Genomic DNA, 17,888 nt, shown 5'->3' on the forward strand with positions numbered 1-17,888 from the left:
AATAAGGTTCATTATCTGCTTTAACCTTTCCCCTTTAACCTTTGCACCTAAATTGTATCTTTGCAGCTATTATGAGCAAATCAACCGACGAACTTTTTAAAAATGTTATATCACATGCCAAAGAATATGGCTTTGTTTTCCCTTCGAGCGAGATCTATGATGGTTTAAGCGCTGTTTATGATTACGGCCAGTTTGGTGCCGAATTAAAGAACAACATCAAAACCTACTGGTGGAAAGCCATGGTGCAAATGAATGATAACATTGTAGGTATTGATTCGGCCATATTTATGCACCCTAAAATATGGAAGGCCAGCGGGCACGTTGATGGTTTCAGCGACCCGATGATTGATAATAAAGATTCAAAAAAACGCTACCGTGCCGATCAACTGCTGGAAGATAAGATTGATCGGTATGATAAGGACGGCAAAACGGATAAAGCCGAACAATTGCAGCATGATATGGATGAGGCCCTTAAAAATGAGGACCTGCCGCGACTGAAAGACCTGATCATTGAACATGAAATAGCCTGCCCGGTAAGCGGTACCCGCAACTGGACCGATGTACGCCAGTTTAACCTGATGTTTAGCACACAAATGGGCGCTGTTGCTGATGATGCAGATGTAGTTTATTTGCGTCCGGAAACTGCCCAGGGGATATTTGTAAACTACCTGAACGTTCAAAAATCAGGCAGGATGAAAATCCCTTTCGGTATTGCGCAAATTGGCAAAGCTTTCCGTAACGAAGTAATTGCCCGCCAGTTCATTATCCGTATGCGCGAATTTGAGCAGATGGAAATGCAGTTTTTTGTACGCCCCGGCACACAAAAAGAATGGTTTAATCAATGGAAAGAGACACGCCTTAAATGGCACCTTGCCCTGGGAACCGATGCCGCCAAGTATCGTTACCATGAACATGTAAAATTGGCCCACTATGCCGACGCGGCTTTTGATATTGAATTTGAATTTCCGTTTGGCTTTAAAGAGGTGGAAGGCATACACAGCCGTACCGATTTCGATTTAAGTCAGCATCAGAAATTTTCAGGTAAAAAACTGCAATATTTTGACCCTGAGGTTGACCCTGAAACAGATAAACCTTATGGTAACTATATTCCTTACGTAATTGAAACTTCTATCGGGTTAGACAGGATGTTCCTGCTTACAATGATTAATGCCTACGAGGAAGAAGACCTGAGCACCGACGAAAAACAGGATAGCCGCACCGTGCTGCGCCTGCACCCTTGCCTGGCCCCGGTTAAAGCCGCTATTTTCCCGCTTACCAAAAAAGATGGTCTGCCCGAAAAAGCGCGCGAGATCATGGACAAGCTGAAGATTGATTTCAATATCCAGTACGAGGAAAAAGATGCTATCGGTAAACGTTATCGCCGTCAGGATGCCATTGGTACACCTTTCTGTATCACGGTTGACCATCAGACTCTGGAAGACAATACCGTTACCATACGCCACCGCGATAGCATGGAGCAGGAGCGTGTTCCCGCAGATCAGCTTGACAAGATCATTGGCGACCTGGTTAGCTGGAGAAACCTATTGAAGTAATAAGCTAAACTTTTAGATATATGAAGGCTCGCTGATTCAGCGGGCCTTTTTTTATTGCAGTGAAATGGTGGTTCATTATACTTATTAAAACAATTTTCCTCATCTATTCTTTAATGTTAAATTAAACTTCCCTGCCGATATGCCTGCTGCAAAAGAATACCCATTTTATTTAAAAAATACCGTGATCCTATTCGGTCTCATTTTGCTGGTTTACGTTTTTTCGCAACTGGCCGATGTGCTGATACCGCTGGCGTTTGCTGCATTTATCGCCATACTGCTTAACCCTGTATGCAACTGGCTGCTGGCTCATAAAGTGCCCAAAATATTTTCCATTATTATTACCATGTTCATTGGCGCTGTACTAATAGTGGCCTTATTCTATTTTCTTTCAACCCAGATCATACAGTTTGGCGATTCGCTGCCCATGCTCAAGCAAAAATTTGCTGAGTTGTTTGTTACATTTAAAGGTTGGGTTGCTGCAACATTCAATCTATCTATTCAAAAGCAGGATCAAATGATCAAAGATGCCATGAATAACAGCCAGGCTTTGGTGGGTCGTACACTTGGATCGGTACTGGGCGTGTTCGGGCTGGTATTTGTGATACCGGTATATGTTTTTTTAATCCTGTTCTACAAAACTCTTATACTTAATTTTGTTTTTGAAATATTTTCAGAGGAAAACTCCAAACAGGTGGCTGATGTTTTAAAAGAAACTAAAATGGCCATACAAAGCTATATTCAGGGTTTATTGATCGAGATGACTATAGTTGCCATCCTTAACTCAACCGCGCTGATGTTGTTAGGCGTAAAATACGGGATCCTGATTGGTGTTATAGGCGCTATATTAAACCTGTTGCCTTACATTGGCGGTATCATAGCTATCGCCTTACCTGTACTGATGGCTACGGTTACGAAGGATGGTTACTCTACTCAATTAGGGGTTATTATAGCTTACCTGATTATCCAGTTTATTGACAATAATATATTGGTACCGCGTATAGTTTCCTCAAAAGTACAGATCAACGCGCTCATATCCATTATTGTTGTACTGTTAGGCAATATGCTGTGGGGATTATCGGGCATGTTCTTGTCCATACCATTCATAGCTGTAATAAAGATCATTTTTGACCGCATTGATGATCTTAAACCTTGGGGTAAGCTACTTGGCGATACCGTACCTACCCGCTATAAAGGCGAAATATGGGGACGGAAGAAAAAGGTCGTATTACCAGCAAAGTAAATTCAAAAACTAAAACTCAAAATCAGTTGCATACGCAGTATCTAAAACAAAAAAGTCAAAAGTGGATGGTGCAAAACCAAACCCTTTTGACTTTTTAATTTTGACTTTAAACTTATTAATGGCTAACCGGGTTATCGCCTTTATTTAAAGTACCATTGATATACAATAACTGATTCACTTTTTTAGGATCGCCCTGGTAAACCCATACAATATTGTTAATATACTTGCGGAAAGCATCGCTTACCTGCTCCAGGGTTAATTTTTTAACATCGTCTACCAGTGTTAATGAGCGTTTCCAGTTATTGAATAACACTTCATTTGATGCAATGGACGATGCCTGAGCGTTGTTGGTTTCGTTCTTATAATAAAAGCCGGTGAGGTAGGTGATCTTCATGTTGGCAACCTCTTCGGGCTTAAAGCCTTCTGTTTTTATCTTATCAACCAGTTTATCAAACACAGCAATATATTTATCTGGCTGGGTGGTTGATACCGAGAATTTGGCAACCGATGTTTGGCCCACGCTAAACCAGGCTTGTGGCGCATATGACAAACCGTTGTTGGTACGTACATCTAAAAAATGACGGTCCTTGAATATGCGCATGGCCACGTTAAATGCGTCAAAGTCGGCAGTGCCGGGTTGCGGACCGCTGGTAATCCCCTCTACATAGTTGGTAGCCAGATCTCTTGATTCGGCATTGAATGAATTTTTATACACCCTGAAAAAGGATTTTTTAAACTCAAACGGCTGGCCCTGTTTTATGCCGCCAAGCATTGCCTTTACTTTGGCTTCGATAACTGCCTTATCCAAATCGGCCACTACCACGATCACCATTCGCGATCTGGTCAATATTGACTGATAATAAGCCTTGGTTTCTTCGGGGGTTAGCTTAGTGACAATATCAACCGTTCCGTTAGGGTCTTTAGCATAATCGCGGTTAGCAAATGCTGTTCTGTCTGCATATTTATCAATGGCATTATCCGGCTGAGAATCGGCTTGTTTCAAATTGCTTATAGCATCATCTTTAATGCGGGCAAATTCCTTGGCATCAAACCGGGGTTGCGTTAATGCCTCCACATACAAAGGCCATACTACATCAAAATCACCCTTAATACAATTCATCCTGAGTATAGAGTAATTTTTATTACTGCTGCCATCAACAGTAGCGCTTACTTTATCCAGCTGATCTTTAAAGCTATTTTTATCGTGTTTTATAGTTCCGCACTCGGTAAGCGCGTTCATCGCCATCGATTCGATGCCCATTTTGGCGGCACTATAATTTTGCACACCGCCCTTTATAATGGTTTGTATCTCTACAATATCGTTGCCGCTTGGCTGCACAATTACCTTTACACCATCAACTGTGGTTTCGTAAGCTTTATTTTGTGCCTGTGCTGTTTTTATATTTCCTATCGCCGCTGCAATTAGCAGGCTGAACACTAATTTCTTCATCATGATAAGATTTAAATTTACTTAGCTACAAAAAATGAAGCTACATTTTGTTTTTTACTTAACTCTGGTGCTATAATAATACCTGCCGCGTATGGTTTACCAACTACATAGGTGCTCAGGTACTTTTGTATATCGGCCCGTGTAACTTTCTGGTAATTGTTATCCAGATCGGTATAAAAATCAAGCGATGTGCTGCACCATTGATAGCTCATCTGGCTGGGTAATCTTGACGGTTTCTCTTTTTGATGGATGCTGTTGCGCAGTAAAATAGCTTTGGCGTCATTCAACTGTTCATCAGTAAAATAGTCGGCCTTAACCCACAGGTTTATCTGGTTCATCAGTTCATCGTAACACTCCTTTAATTTATTGGGATTTGGAATTATGGTAACATCAACCGGGCCAACGTAGCGGCTGGTTGTATAGCTTACATAAGCGCCGCTTGCCAATCCCTTATCAACCAGGGCCTGCTGAAGCTTTGACGAGTTTAACCCAAGAATGGTCGAGAACACATCAGCAGCAACGGTTGAAGCCGAATCCGTTAGATAAGAAGGCCCCTGCCATGACAACTGGATGTACGGTGTTTGGGCAATAGTACTTTCCTTTATAAAATACTCACTCTTTGTTAGCGGTTTAAACGGTGGGATAGGAAATTTTTCGTGCGGATTAAAGCCGCTGCTGGCCCAATCGCCAAATATACTTTCGGCAAGGGCAAAAGCTGCTTCATGTTTTACATCGCCGCAGATGGTAAGCAAGCTATTGTTCGGGAAATAATACTTGTCTTTGATAACCATCATCTTTTCGGGCGTGGCCGTATTGATCACCTCATGTATCCCAATAGGATTTTTGCGGGTGATGAGATCGCCCCAAAGCTTTTGCTGTATACCAAACCAAAGCTGGAAACCCGGGTCGCTCTCGGCGCGTTGAAACTCGCCGTCAACTACAGGGCGTTCCTTTTTCATGTCCTCTTCGCGGTATATCGGAAAGCGGATGGCGGCGTTCATGAATTTTAAACCTGCTTTAAGGCTATCCCTGTCAAAAGTAAAATAATAGTTAACCCGTTCCACATCGGTTGTACCATTCCAAATGGCGCCTAACTCCTGCGTGCGTTTTAAAAATACCTCCTGGTTAGGATAATCCTTGTTGGCCTTAAAAAACATGTGCTCAAAAAGGTGCGATAAGCCGCTAAATTCAGGGCCCTCGGTATAGGCTCCATTTTTTACAGCAATTTCAATGGTTGCCAGTGGCACCTTGCTGTTTTCAATAACCACTACTTCCAATCCGTTTGAAAGTTTTTTCCAGAAGTAACCTTCCGGCAATCGGGGTTGTGCAATTGCACAGCAAAAGCTAAACACCCCAGCAACACTTAGTGCTAAAATTTTGGTAAAATTCCGGGTCATATACTTATAATATTTTAAACATTATAAATATATCGGTATATTCTATAAAACGTGCTATAAAACGTGAAGGTTTTAAATATTTGAATTGCTTTTTCAGCTATAGCCTCACCATAAGTGATTTTCGCACATTTTATTGATCGCTAAGCTGTTGCTATACGGGCAAGCTATATTTAAATACCCGATTTGATACTATTATATGGCAACCCCATATCGTCAATAGAGTACTGGGTAAGTACACTATCCTTTAAGGTGCAGTAATCACCACGGTGGGTTACAATCAGCTTTTCAACCCCGTCTTTATTATCACGCATAGGTACCGTTGCCGAAACTACTTTGCCTGCGGTATCCAGTTCAAGAATATACAGTTCCTTTTTAGGGTCGTTGGGTTCGGTAAAAGGGATAATAACCGTTTGGTTATAGTCGTCAACAAAACGGCCCAAAATGTTTTTGCCCGTTATTTCCTTTGGATTTAAACCAAGCAGGTGCTTAGCCACCTGGCTTGTTAAACCTGTAATTTTTAATCGTACTGCATTGCCGTCGGCATCCTTTAGTGTGTCCTGCATGGTTACTAAATCCTTGTTAGGGTATTTGGCGGTGGCATAAAAATTATTGTCGCCGGTATTTTTATCATTATGACCGGGTAATAAGTAACAAAGCAACAGGTTAGGTAATGTCGAACTGTCTGCTTTAATTTTTGAGGCAATGCTCAACAGGTCAGCCTGACTTAAACGGCCATTGATATTAACAGTAAGCTTACTGGCTGTGTCGCTTTTAACCAGCCTTGATATGGTGTAATGCGGTACTTCTCTTTTTGAACAACCAAAAGCAACCAGCATAATTATAAAACAAAACAGAAAATTCTTCATAATGGCAAAGTTAACCGTTGATTTTGGTGATTACGTTGATTACGTTGATTTTTTTCAATTTTGATTAGTGCGATTAAAGCATCATCGGAATTTTTGACCGTTGATTACGTTGATTTTTTTGTCTGGGCCTTGATTTATACGATTAAAGGATTGCCATGATTTCGTGGATTTTTCCTTACCTGATCAGGGTAACGGTTCCGTTTTGACGGGAGCTTTTGCCATCGGGCATGTTATAAGTGGCAATCCAATAGTACACGCCAAAAGGAGCCTGGTTGCCCTTAGCAGTACCATCCCAGCCATTATAAATACTTTGAGACTGAAACAACAGATTACCCCAGCGATTATATATGAAAAGCTTAAAATTGAGTGGGTTACTTTCCTGGTTAGGTCTGAAAAAATCATTTATGCCATCGCCATTAGGGGTGAATGTATTGGGGAAAATAACCGGCTCGCATTTATCCTGCGTTATATCAACATCTATTTCATCTAAAATACAATCCTGCTGGTTAAGTATGGTAAAATGATTTGGCCCTGGGGTTAAACCTTTAATAGTTTGATCAATTGAAGATACATCAATACCGTGTTTCACCTTTGCAGCACCTTTACCATCACCATTGATACTAAACTTTATTTCGCCAAGTAGTGTGCACACCGCGGCTTTAACCTTATAAGTTAGCGCAGGCTTATCTAACGTAAAATCAGGAACCATTACCTGCTGTTCTGTATGGTCGCCGCCCGATGAGGTAACCGTTAGCGTATAGGTGCCCGGTATCAGAAAATCAAATACCCCTGTATTGTTACTCACATTATTTAAGGTATAAGTGTAAGTATCGGGATGATCCTGCGTAATCACTTTTACACTGGCTTGTCCGTAAGTGTTGCATTCAGCCTGTATTTGTACATTGTTAATGGTTATAGGCGGGCAATTATCCAGTTGTAGGGTATAATCCTTTTCATCGGCAATGCATCCATTTGGTTTTAAAATAGTAAAGTGATAACTGCCGGGATCTAAACTGGTAAAAGTATGATCAAAGCCAAAAACCTGGTCATTGTACTTTATTTTATAAGATGCATTAGCTGCTCCTGCATCCAGTTTAATTTTACCTTTAACATCACATACCGGATTGTTTTTGGTAGCTGTTATTATCGGATTACTGAGCAAATAATCAGGAACATTAAAATCGCTGCTTAGTGCTGCTTCTGCACCATTGGATGTGATGGTAACATGGTAATTACCCGGAGCAAGATTATTAAAAATACCTGTTTGATTACTTTGGCCAGTATTTAGTTTATAAGTATATTGACTGTTATGGGCTTTAGTGGTGATCTCTACGTGCCCCTTGTTTAGTACGTCACACTCATGGGTAATATTAATATCCTGTATCTCAATAACGGGTATAGCACCTGCTTCTACTTCGCTCGCAGCATCATAGGGATAGTAAGGCAAGGTGCCAATTGTGCCTTTTACAGTCTTGTTTTCCATATCCAGCTCAATAATTGTTGAACCTAAAAAGGCATATGCCTTGTTAACTCCGTTTATTGAAGCAACTGTTAAACCAAAAATTGAACCGGGAATAGGTATATACATGGTACTGTTAGCCGGATCAGTGATGGATACTTTAACAATCCCTCCCTCGTTAGCTGCCATGTATAGCTCATCGTTATAAAATACCAGATCCCCACCTGCACTATAAGGCATGGTGCCTAATAATACAGGGTTCGTAGTGTTTGGCGCAAGTGAAAATAAATTACTGCCGCTAACAAAATACAGATTTCCCTGCTTATCAATGGTGAGGGCATTTCCACTTACACTTGAGGCAATACTGATACAATTACTTATGCTGGGCGTATCTCCCCCGGTTATTTCACCTGAGTATAATGTCCCATACATCGAATTATAAAAAATTTTATTGCCCGAAATAGCAATTGAAAAGAAGCTGCCGTATCCGCAGCCCCCAACGGGTACCGATATTATCCCAGTGTTGGTTATCGTGACCCTTTCCAGTGAGCCACTTGAAGTTGCAACATAAAATTGCTGACCATAGCTCTTAACAAATGCTAAAAGCAGAAAGACGAAAAGGAGTATAGTTCTTTTTGTAAAAGAAACAGTATTGGTGACAGGCAAGGACAAAAAATTATAAGGTAAATATAAATATAAAACCTTACATGGGTATTGACATTGTTGTATTTAAAACTAAAACTGATACGGTTAATTTAAAATCAAATTATCCCATACAAGGCGCCGCCCTTTTCGCCCATTTTATCAACCAGTTTTTCAACTTCGGGGTCTTTTTCCAGCACAGGGGCATGGTGGGGTTTAATACGGGCATCGATGACCAGCGGACCGGTGCAACCCCAGTGTTTATGTTCGGTAAAGCTGCCAATGCCATAAATGTCATGCGATGGATTACTGCGGGTAAAAGTTACCCAAACAAAGTTGTTTATATTTTCGGCAGCAAAAGCGGCATCATCACAAAGCACTATCAGGGGCAAGCCGCTTAATTCTTCTTCCTCTTCTTTTAAGCGGTATTCTATGATACTGATAATATTGTCTATATCCTGATGGTTTATATGCCTGGGCACTTCAACCATTAGCACACCTGGTATGGCCATTTTATAATTATTGACAGGCCTGGGCAAATCAAACCAGGATGGCAGCTCTGTCCATAATTTGCGTTTAATATGGCCTGCCACTGTGATGGCTACCTTACTGCCTGAGTTTAGTCCGCTGCCACTGTAATCAAGGGTATCAATAGTTGTGCGGGTGTAAAAGTGCAGGTCGCGGGTTAAATCAACCCGTTGCAATATGTGGTTTAAAAAAGCGGCAATGTTATTCACATCCAAATTCGGATCATCTTCCTGTGCGGCTATCAGCAGGTATTTTGCCAGGCTCAATTGGCTTTTACCCAATATATGATTCGCAATGGTCAGTATCTCCTGTGGTTTGCGCTCTTTAATGTAAGGCGTATAACGTTCGCTGCCAATAGCAAACAATAACGGGTGAACACCGGCAGCATCAACCGCATTAACTGCATGCAGACCAGGGATCTCCTTAGGTATGGCTGCGCCACTAATCTCATGGATGAGCGCTCCAAAGCTCGTATCTTCCTGCGGCGGACGGCCAACTACCGTAAACGACCATATGGCATCTTTACGGTGGTACACATTATGCACTTTCAACAATGGGAAAGGGTGTTTTAAGCTGTAATAGCCCAGGTGGTCGCCAAAAGGACCTTCGGGTTTATTATCATGGGGCATTACTGTTCCGGTGATCACAAAATCAGCATCTGCCGAAATACAGAACCCTTCATCATCATAAAAATAGCGGAAACGACGGTTACCCAATGCCCCGGCAAAGGTCATTTCTGATAACCCCTCGGGCAGTGGCATTACCGCAGCCACTGGATGCGATGGTGGACCGCCCACAAATATGCTCACTTTTAGGGGTTGTCCCTTTGCGTTTGCTTTGGTTTGATGTACGCCAATGCCACGATGTAGCTGGTAATGGAGACCTATTTCCTCATTTAATATATAATCATTACCGGCCAGCTGAATGCGGTACATACCCAGGTTAGCGTCCATAATGCCGGGTTTATCGGCATCTTCGGTGTATACCTGCGGCATGGTTACAAAGGGGCCGCCGTCCATAGGCCAGTTCACTATTTGGGGGATGTCGCTTATTTGGCAATAGCCAAAGTTAATAGGAGCACCGACACGACTTTTCATAGGCAGGGCCGATAAAGCGGTAAGTGCTACACCCGCATATTTAAAAGGATGTTTAACAGCTTTTATAGGATCATTCTTGAGGTCAACCAGGGTCTTGATCTTATCAAGGGTATCCCTGAAAATAAACTTCGACCGCTCCAGTGTGCCAAAAAGATTGGATACAGCCGGGAACTTGCTGCCTTTAACATTTTCGAAAAGTATGGCCGGACCCTGATTTTCAAATACACGCAGATGGATAGCCGCCATTTGCAGATATGGGTCAACCTGCTCCTTTATACGTATCAGGTGACCATTTTTTTCAAGATCGGTAATGCAAGCCTGTAAACTTTTATAACCCATGCACGAAAGTAGTAAATTTAGTCATTGGGGCATTAAGTCATTTTTACTTTCAGGCCATGTATTTACTGTTCAGACCATTATGTTGTTAGTTATTTTGTCTGTAGATAATATAGACATTTTTAATACCCAATGTCTTTATCATTCAATGACTTAAATGATCAAATTTTGCTACTTTCGCAGTTCAACTTGACTGCAAATGATGTCGGTAATTGTATTTACGCTTATCATATTTATCGGCTCGTATTTTGCGGGTTTATTAGGTTCATTAACCGGTTTAGGAGGTGGCTTTGTTATTATTCCACTACTAACGTTGGTGTTGCGTGTTGATATTCATTATGCTATTGGAGCATCGCTGGTATCAGTAATTGCCACCTCATCTGGTTCGGCAGCGGCTTATGTAAAAGAGGGCATCACCAATATAAGGCTTGGTATGTTCCTTGAAATTGCCACTACTGCCGGCGCCATGGTTGGCGCGCTTATAGCGGTTTATATCCCAACAAATTTTATAGCTATTTTATTTGGTGTTATCCTTATTACATCGGCTGTCATGTCGTTACGTAAAAAGGCCGAACACATAAGCCGGGAAAAGAGCAAACTGGCCGAAAAGTTAAAGTTGAACAGCAGTTTCCCTACTGCAAACGGACCGGTAGCTTACAGTGTTAAAAATGTTGGTGGCGGATTTTTCATGATGCTGTTTGCCGGCGTTATATCGGGCTTGCTGGGAATAGGTTCCGGTGCATTAAAAGTATTGGCTATGGATACCATTATGCGTATCCCCTTTAAGGTATCAACCACTACCAGTAATTTCATGATAGGTGTAACGGCTGCTGCCAGTGCGGTTGTTTATTTGCAAAGAGGGTATATTGATCCGGGGTTGTCAATGCCTGTAGCTATAGGTGTTTTACTTGGTGCGTTAAGCGGATCAAAAATACTGGTGCACACTACCTCATCCGGATGGTTGCGCTGGGTATTTGCCATTGTGGTAACTTTTTTGGCATCGCAAATGATATATAACGGATTTTTAGGGAAAATATAGATGGTTCACTTGTTCATTAGTGAACACAGGACAGGTTAGATATACTATTTACAGATAACACCAATAAACAATTAAACCAATGAACCCAAAAACATTTAAAGATTATGATATGCAGATCGTTATAGGCTGGATATTACGCGTTGGGGTACTGCTATCTATGAGCATTATATTTATTGGTGGTGTAATATACCTGTACCGGCATGGGCAAGTACCAGCTGATTATAGCACATTTAAAGGTGTTCCTGATTTTGTGCATAACGCGCATGGCATATTTAACGGCATTATTACTTTAAGGGGAAGGGCCATCATACAGGCAGGAATAGTATTGCTTATTGCAACTCCTGTAATACGTGTGGTATTTTCGGCCATTGGTTTTGTGCTCGAAAAAGATTACCTGTATACAGGCATTACCTTATTGGTTTTACTTATTATTTTTGCAAGTATGCTTAGCGGCCACGCGGGTTAAATATTTTTAAAACATTTTTTGAACTGCATATATTATAATATATATGCAACGGCGCGTAGTAGAGTCATCGGCATTAAATAGCTTAGGCTATGATCCCTCGGCCAAAATTTTAGAGCTGGAATTCAGGGACAGTGGCGGGGTATGGCAATACTTTGGCATTACATCAACCATGTATAAAAAATTCATCAATGCCGAATCATTAGGCCACTTTTTTGTCACCAAAATTAAAGGCAGGTATCCCGAATTGCGTATCAGGTGATCAAGTATTATTGATTGCCGGTTCTTCGCAGCTCATCATCATTACCGGTATTATGCTTACTTGCAGACTTAATAGATGCTTTGCCAAAACGATAAGTGAAACTGAGCATTACGCGGCGGGTTTCCCTTTTATTTATCCCTCTGAGATCAACGTTTTGATATAAAGTATGATTTCTGTCGCGATCACTGTTAAAAATATCAATAACGTTCAATTTTAAGTTACCGCGTTTGTCAAATATCTGCTTGCCTATACCTGCGTTTACCGTATAACTTTGTTTGAGCTGATTAACACCGTATAACGTTGGCGACTCATATCTTCCTGAAACTTCGGCTAAAACAGTGCTGCTCAGTGTGAAATTTTGTGTAGTGTTAAAAATAATATCCTGCGAGCCTTTATTAAAATTCCCATTTACGGCATAAGCTATATAACGCTGGTAGGAGGCATCAAGGTTAAAGCTGGCATTCCACCAACTGTTAAACTGCACAGGCGCATAAAACGTAGCGCCATAAACGAATATCCTGCCAAAATTTCTGCGGATAGTTATATTAACCTTTGTTGAATCGTTTTGCTCATAAATCGGAAAATCATACGCATCGTTGGTCACATTAAAGTATAAGGTGCTTATAAAGGTTTGATTGTAAGTGTGTGACAATTGTATTGAATTGGTGTACTCGGGTTTTAGATTAGGGTTGCCCGAAACGTAGTCATACAAATCGGTGTAGTATAAAAAAGGATTAATATCCTGATAATCGGGCCGGTGAATACCCCGGTTATAGCTCAAGTTAAAATTGTTTTCTTTATCAAGTTGATAATTTAACTGCACCTGCGGGAAAAGATTAAAGTAGTTGTTTTCATTTGTTACCGAATTGATCTCGGCTACGCCTATTGATCTACCCATTGAGTTTGTTTTTTCGGCTCGCAGCCCTGCAGTAATATCAAATTTCCCTATCTTATTTACATAGTTTAAATAGCCCGCGCTTACAATTTCAGTATATATAAAACGGTTGGAATAGTTTGGATCGGCCCGGTAAACATTGTTCACCAGTGGGCCAAATATTAAATTATTGTCGCTCTGTATATGGTTATATTTTATCCCGGCTTCCAGTCTTGCGGTTTTTGAGATTGGGTGCACATAATCGATCTTTGACGTCCATATATGAATATGGGATGGGGATAGATTTTCCAATTGCAACGAATCGCGGTATTGGGTTCCAGCTGGGGTATAAAAATTGTTGGTTATGTACTCGTTTGAGTGGCGGCTGTAAGTTGAATAATTAGCATCGGCCGATAGGGTTTTGCCGCTTTTATCAAGTATCCCGTTATAATTAATATTATAGTTTAAAAAGCTGGTGCCCCTGTCAAGGGTCGATTTAGCAATGATCACCGAGTCAAGCTTGTGTTGATTGGAGATCTTTAAATTATTGTCTTTCAAAAAATCATCTTCGCGTACTATGCCGCTTACTAAAACTCCTATGGTTTGTTTTGGCGAAAGGGAATAATCGGCACCTAATTTAAAATTATGATTGTATGATGTTTGAATATTATTATAATCAACGTTGTAGTTGCTTAAAATATCATTATAGGTAATATTTCTGTTGGTATTAATATAGCGGCTGGTTTTGTTGTCTTCAAAAGTATAATTACCAAAAACGTTGAGTTTAGCGCTTCGGTTATTAAAAACAATACCTGCCCGGCTTTTATAATATTTGCCATAGCCAAAGCCGGCTGTTAAGGTACCGTTACTGCCTATGTTAGTGCCTTTTTTTTGTATAATATTTATAATACCCCCGCCTGATGCATCATACTTTGCCGAAGCGCTGGTGATCATCTCTATCTGATCAATATTGCTGCTTTGCATAGTGCGCAACAAATTTACCAGGTCATCCCCTGTTAAATTTGTTGGTCTGCCATCAATGGTTATCAATGCGGGTTGCCGGCCACTTATACTCAGGGTTTCGTTGCCGCTGTTTACGTGCACTCCCGGCGATTGCCTGAGCACATCATAAGCCGAATTGCCTTCGGCAATTACGCTGTTTTGTATATTAAGAACTATTTTTCCGGGCTTTACTTCAATATAAGGTCTTCGTGCCACAACTTTGATCTCCTGTAACTGGCTGTTTACCAATTTTAAAATCATATTGGCGGCAGCTATGCTTTGGYCTCTTGCAATTTTGTAGGGGCCCGAATAAACTTTACTGCACCCTATACTGGTTGCCAAAAGTAAATAGGAGTCTGGATCGATATTGATAAAACTGAATGTACCCGCTTTGTCGGCCAGGGTTGATCTTACAACGGACGAGTCGGCTGCTTTAAGGAGAACAACAGTGGCAGCTTCTGCACCCTCATTATTTTCCATCAAAACTTTGCCCTGTAGTGCCGAAGGTTTTGTTTGCGCAAAAGAAAAACAACACATGCCAGCCAAGAAGGTCGAAAACAAGCTCCCAAATAAAACCTTCATTAATAATTTAGTATGGAAATTTTCTATATTCCCTGATTTGAAAATGTATCGCAATATAGTAACAATATATTAAAACGTATAAATTGCATATTGACAATTTAAGATACATAAATAATAAATGTTGCCTCGGTTTTGAGTTTTCGGCGCTTGCATTTCCAATAAAACAAAATTCACGATTGTAAAAGGAACATGTGTGCTCAATTAAAATAAAAGCAACTCAATTTTTATTAATTTCGGCCCAACGGATCATTGTACAATTTTGATAACCATAAACATGAAGAAAGTAAGTCTTTTTATCCTGATCATCTGTTTTGCAACAAAAATAATTGCACAACCAGAACCAGCTAATTATACCATTGCCTTAAACAAGTTTAAACAATTGTACAATGCTAACCGGCCCGACAGCATCTTTAACATGTTTAGTTCCGAAATGAAAGCTGCCCTCCCTTTAGATAATTTCAGGAGCACTACCATGCAATTAAAAGGACAGCTTGGCAACCTTGTTGAAACCGACTTTGTAAAATATGAAGCGCCACTGGCTTATTATAAAGCAACTTTTCAAAAGAATACATTTTTATTAAACCTATCAGTAAACTCACAAAACCAGTTTACAGGTTTGCTTTTAAAGCCATATCAGCCTCCTGCAACTACTGCCCCAACAACTACTTCAACTATACCTACTGATCCGTCCATAACAGAATCGCCGGTATCATTAAAAACCATGTCGGGCTCCATTGCCGGTACGCTGGCAATACCCAAAGACGTAAAAGACAAAGTGCCTGTAGTATTGATCATTGCCGGCTCGGGCCCAACAGACCGTGATGGTAACGCCCCCAAAATGGGCCTATCAGCCAATGTTTATAAAATGATAGCTAATGAGTTGGGAAAAAACGGCTATGCATCGTTACGCTATGATAAACGCCTTGTTGGCCAGAGTGTAAGCTCCACAAAAGAATCTGAATTGCGGTTTGAGGATTATATTGAAGATGCTGTTAACCTGATCAATATGTTGAATGACGACCAGCGATTTTCAAAGATCATTATACTGGGCCATAGCGAAGGGTCATTGGTAGGTATGATGGCCGCTTATGAACAGCCTATAAAGGCATTTATATCTGTTGCTGGTGCTGGTGATTCGGCCGATAAGATCATGACAGAGCAAATGAAATCACAGCCCCAATGGATAGCCGATGGATTTAACCGTATGCTTGATAGTTTGAAAAGGGGTAAAACCACCGATAATATTGATCCTGCACTTTACTCAGTTGCACGGCCAAGCGTACAAAAATACCTGATGTCGTGGTTTAGGTATAACCCTACCCGCGAGATCAAAAAAATAAAGATCCCTATTTTGATTGTTCAGGGTACTACTGATCTGCAGGTAACCGTAGCCGATGCCGAAAAGCTAAAGAAAGCAAAATCTGATGCGGTATTGGCCATTATACCCAACATGAACCATGTTTTAAAAGAAGCCCCGGCAGATAAAGCTCAAAATACAGCCACTTACAACCAACCCGATCTGCCCCTTAAACCCGAGTTTGTAAAAGCTATGATCAGCTTTTTAAATAAGGTGAAGTAATATTATATAAATCATTTGTCATCCTGAGGAACGAAGGATCTATTCACAAATATGCAAGTCGTATAATAGATGCTTCACTGCGTTCAGCATGACAAATGTGATTATTCAAATCCCCCGGTGCGATCCTACCAGGCGCCAAGCAACCTGCGTATCACAATAATTTCGGCAATATGATAGGCATTATGATCGGCAGCCTGTAAAACCTCACGCAGGATGTTTTGTCCATCGCCATGCGGGATCTTCTCAAACAGATCCCCATTTTTTATCAGGCCGATAAATTCATCCCTGTCGATATCAATTTGTTTAACTGATCTGGTCCACGCTTCCTCATTTTCAGGACTGGTTTCTTTGGGCCAGTAATCATCCGGCCAGTTTGGTGATTCGTGGCTACCATCCTTACAAAACTCCAGCATGTCCCACTGGGCAATGCGTATATGTTCAACCAGTTGCCAAATACTGTAGGGTAGCTTATCGGGCCTGGCTCCTCTTAAATTGGCTGGCAAATTCGCTAAAGCCGTTGGTAAATCGGCATGGGCATTGCCTCCATTCAACAGGTGCACCAGTTCATCAATCAAAATATCGTGTTCTTTATTCGTTGTTTTCATAGTGTTTAAAGTAACAAATTTATCTATGGTTTGATTTATATCCCTTAAATGTTTTAAGTTTATCCATCATTACTAAATTTTATAATCTCGTGATAAAAAACATATACTTAAAGCTATTACTGGCTGTTATAATTTTCATAGTTGCTTTTACGGGTTGTAAGAAAGATAATGGCGGCGGCGGACCATTAATGGGTAAGGATGATGCGGCTTTCACCATTTATGAAAACTCCTTTCTGGAGACTTTATGGAAACAAAACCCTGACTGGGCTACCTCAGTTGGCTATCATAAGTATGATAGTTTGCTATATATCCCTAATGGGCAGAGCCGGGACAAAATGATGGATTTTGTGAGAGTTCAAACTGATTCATTGAGCCGCTTTGAAGTAAACAGCCTTACAGAGGCCAACAGAATTGATTATAAAATGATGCAGAACCAGTTGGAGTACGCCCAATGGCAAATTCAACAGTTAAAAGCTTACGAGTGGGATCCCTCATCATACAATGTAATTGGAACTTTTGCCTATATACTTAATGAGCATTATGCACCGCTTGCCAAGCGTATACGTAATTTTTATCAAAGAATGGTCAATGTACCACTTTATTATAAAGAGGCCGAAAAGCAGATAAAAAACCCGGTTGCTGAACTTACCAGCCTGGCCATTGAGCAAAATCTGGGCGGACTTGAAGTGATTGAAAAAGATTTTGCCGACTCGCTAAAGAAAACCAATATCCCCAAAGCCGAACAAAAACTAATGACGGATAGGGCAGCCCTTTGTGCCCAGGCCATTAAAGGTTATGCCGATTGGTTAAAGGCATTAAAGAATGACCATCCGCGCAGTTTCAGGCTGGGTAGGGATCTGTATGAGGATAAATTTAAGTACGAAATAGTATCGGCCAATACTGCGCAGCAGGTT

At 40.9% G+C, this 17,888-nt stretch carries 14 protein-coding genes; 7 read left to right on the plus strand and 7 right to left on the minus strand.

Features of this window, described 5'->3' with window-relative positions; genetic code table 11:
• Positions 1-71: 71 nt before the first annotated feature.
• Both AC1DRQ_RS14015 and AC1DRQ_RS14020 read left to right on the plus strand, forming a co-directional pair.
• A complete protein-coding gene (locus AC1DRQ_RS14015) occupies positions 72-1,553 on the plus strand; it encodes a glycine--tRNA ligase (RefSeq protein WP_477425324.1) in 1,482 nt (493 codons plus the stop codon).
• A gap of 139 nt (positions 1,554-1,692) precedes the next feature.
• Positions 1,693-2,793 carry an AI-2E family transporter gene (locus AC1DRQ_RS14020; RefSeq protein ID WP_429394236.1) on the plus strand — a complete coding sequence of 367 codons (1,101 nt, stop codon included), beginning with the start codon at positions 1,693-1,695 and terminating at the stop codon, positions 2,791-2,793.
• Between the two features lie 115 nt (positions 2,794-2,908).
• On the opposite strand, the gene AC1DRQ_RS14025 is transcribed toward AC1DRQ_RS14020, so the two are convergent.
• The 5 genes from AC1DRQ_RS14025 to AC1DRQ_RS14045 form a co-directional block, all read right to left on the minus strand.
• The gene (locus tag AC1DRQ_RS14025) at positions 2,909-4,246 is read right to left on the minus strand and encodes a M16 family metallopeptidase (protein ID WP_477425327.1); all 1,338 of its coding nucleotides are present in this window, start codon (positions 4,244-4,246) and stop codon (positions 2,909-2,911) included.
• A 14-nt stretch (positions 4,247-4,260) separates the two neighbouring features.
• Positions 4,261-5,640, minus strand: a complete 1,380-nt coding sequence (locus tag AC1DRQ_RS14030; protein WP_429394242.1) for a M16 family metallopeptidase — start codon at positions 5,638-5,640, stop codon at positions 4,261-4,263.
• A 170-nt stretch (positions 5,641-5,810) separates the two neighbouring features.
• Positions 5,811-6,506, minus strand: a complete 696-nt coding sequence (locus AC1DRQ_RS14035) for a hypothetical protein (RefSeq protein ID WP_477425329.1) — start codon at positions 6,504-6,506, stop codon at positions 5,811-5,813.
• 175 nt (positions 6,507-6,681) lie between these two features.
• Positions 6,682-8,397 carry a gliding motility-associated C-terminal domain-containing protein gene (locus AC1DRQ_RS14040; RefSeq protein ID WP_477425331.1) on the minus strand — a complete coding sequence of 572 codons (1,716 nt, stop codon included), beginning with the start codon at positions 8,395-8,397 and terminating at the stop codon, positions 6,682-6,684.
• Between the two features lie 329 nt (positions 8,398-8,726).
• A complete protein-coding gene (locus AC1DRQ_RS14045) occupies positions 8,727-10,571 on the minus strand; it encodes a UbiD family decarboxylase (RefSeq protein WP_477425333.1) in 1,845 nt (614 codons plus the stop codon).
• 199 nt (positions 10,572-10,770) lie between these two features.
• Here AC1DRQ_RS14045 and AC1DRQ_RS14050 point away from each other — a divergent pair, with 199 nt between their 5' ends.
• From AC1DRQ_RS14050 to AC1DRQ_RS14060, 3 genes are all read left to right on the plus strand, one after another.
• Entirely contained in the window at positions 10,771-11,607 is an 837-nt protein-coding gene (locus AC1DRQ_RS14050; protein WP_477425346.1) for a sulfite exporter TauE/SafE family protein, read from the plus strand.
• A gap of 79 nt (positions 11,608-11,686) precedes the next feature.
• Positions 11,687-12,073 carry a DUF1634 domain-containing protein gene (locus AC1DRQ_RS14055; RefSeq protein WP_477425335.1) on the plus strand — a complete coding sequence of 129 codons (387 nt, stop codon included), beginning with the start codon at positions 11,687-11,689 and terminating at the stop codon, positions 12,071-12,073.
• 43 nt (positions 12,074-12,116) lie between these two features.
• Positions 12,117-12,332, plus strand: coding sequence for a KTSC domain-containing protein (locus tag AC1DRQ_RS14060; RefSeq protein WP_477425337.1), 216 nt, complete (start codon positions 12,117-12,119; stop codon positions 12,330-12,332).
• 7 nt (positions 12,333-12,339) lie between these two features.
• On the opposite strand, the gene AC1DRQ_RS14065 is transcribed toward AC1DRQ_RS14060, so the two are convergent.
• Positions 12,340-14,688, minus strand: coding sequence for a TonB-dependent receptor domain-containing protein (locus tag AC1DRQ_RS14065; RefSeq protein ID WP_477425339.1), 2,349 nt, complete (start codon positions 14,686-14,688; stop codon positions 12,340-12,342).
• A 376-nt stretch (positions 14,689-15,064) separates the two neighbouring features.
• Between AC1DRQ_RS14065 and AC1DRQ_RS14070 the strand changes: the two genes are divergently transcribed.
• On the plus strand, positions 15,065-16,369 hold the full coding sequence (locus AC1DRQ_RS14070) for an alpha/beta hydrolase (RefSeq protein WP_429394262.1): 1,305 nt from the start codon (positions 15,065-15,067) through the stop codon (positions 16,367-16,369).
• Between the two features lie 125 nt (positions 16,370-16,494).
• Here AC1DRQ_RS14070 and AC1DRQ_RS14075 read toward each other — a convergent pair whose 3' ends face one another.
• Positions 16,495-16,974 carry a DinB family protein gene (locus AC1DRQ_RS14075; RefSeq protein WP_477425342.1) on the minus strand — a complete coding sequence of 160 codons (480 nt, stop codon included), beginning with the start codon at positions 16,972-16,974 and terminating at the stop codon, positions 16,495-16,497.
• 89 nt (positions 16,975-17,063) lie between these two features.
• On the opposite strand from AC1DRQ_RS14075, the gene AC1DRQ_RS14080 reads away from it, so the two are divergent.
• Positions 17,064-17,888 (plus strand): DUF885 family protein (locus AC1DRQ_RS14080; protein ID WP_477425344.1); only part of this gene is annotated, 825 nt, incomplete at its 3' end.

Source organism: Mucilaginibacter sp. P4_E8 (genome assembly GCF_056401495.1).

What these genes read in the sequence shown, in the direction of transcription:
- AC1DRQ_RS14040 (WP_477425331.1), bottom strand. Translation starts at nt 8,397, where the DNA reads ATGTATGGGACATTATACTCAGGTGAAATAACCGGGGGAGATACGCCC.
- AC1DRQ_RS14035 (WP_477425329.1), bottom strand. Translation starts at nt 6,506, where the DNA reads ATGAAGAATTTTCTGTTTTGTTTTATAATTATGCTGGTTGCTTTTGGT.
- AC1DRQ_RS14070 (WP_429394262.1), top strand. Translation starts at nt 15,065, where the DNA reads ATGAAGAAAGTAAGTCTTTTTATCCTGATCATCTGTTTTGCAACAAAA.
- AC1DRQ_RS14020 (WP_429394236.1), top strand. Translation starts at nt 1,693, where the DNA reads ATGCCTGCTGCAAAAGAATACCCATTTTATTTAAAAAATACCGTGATC.
- AC1DRQ_RS14015 (WP_477425324.1), top strand. Translation starts at nt 72, where the DNA reads ATGAGCAAATCAACCGACGAACTTTTTAAAAATGTTATATCACATGCC.
- AC1DRQ_RS14030 (WP_429394242.1), bottom strand. Translation starts at nt 5,640, where the DNA reads ATGACCCGGAATTTTACCAAAATTTTAGCACTAAGTGTTGCTGGGGTG.
- AC1DRQ_RS14025 (WP_477425327.1), bottom strand. Translation starts at nt 4,246, where the DNA reads ATGATGAAGAAATTAGTGTTCAGCCTGCTAATTGCAGCGGCGATAGGA.
- AC1DRQ_RS14075 (WP_477425342.1), bottom strand. Translation starts at nt 16,974, where the DNA reads ATGAAAACAACGAATAAAGAACACGATATTTTGATTGATGAACTGGTG.
- AC1DRQ_RS14050 (WP_477425346.1), top strand. Translation starts at nt 10,771, where the DNA reads ATGTCGGTAATTGTATTTACGCTTATCATATTTATCGGCTCGTATTTT.
- AC1DRQ_RS14045 (WP_477425333.1), bottom strand. Translation starts at nt 10,571, where the DNA reads ATGGGTTATAAAAGTTTACAGGCTTGCATTACCGATCTTGAAAAAAAT.
- AC1DRQ_RS14060 (WP_477425337.1), top strand. Translation starts at nt 12,117, where the DNA reads ATGCAACGGCGCGTAGTAGAGTCATCGGCATTAAATAGCTTAGGCTAT.
- AC1DRQ_RS14055 (WP_477425335.1), top strand. Translation starts at nt 11,687, where the DNA reads ATGAACCCAAAAACATTTAAAGATTATGATATGCAGATCGTTATAGGC.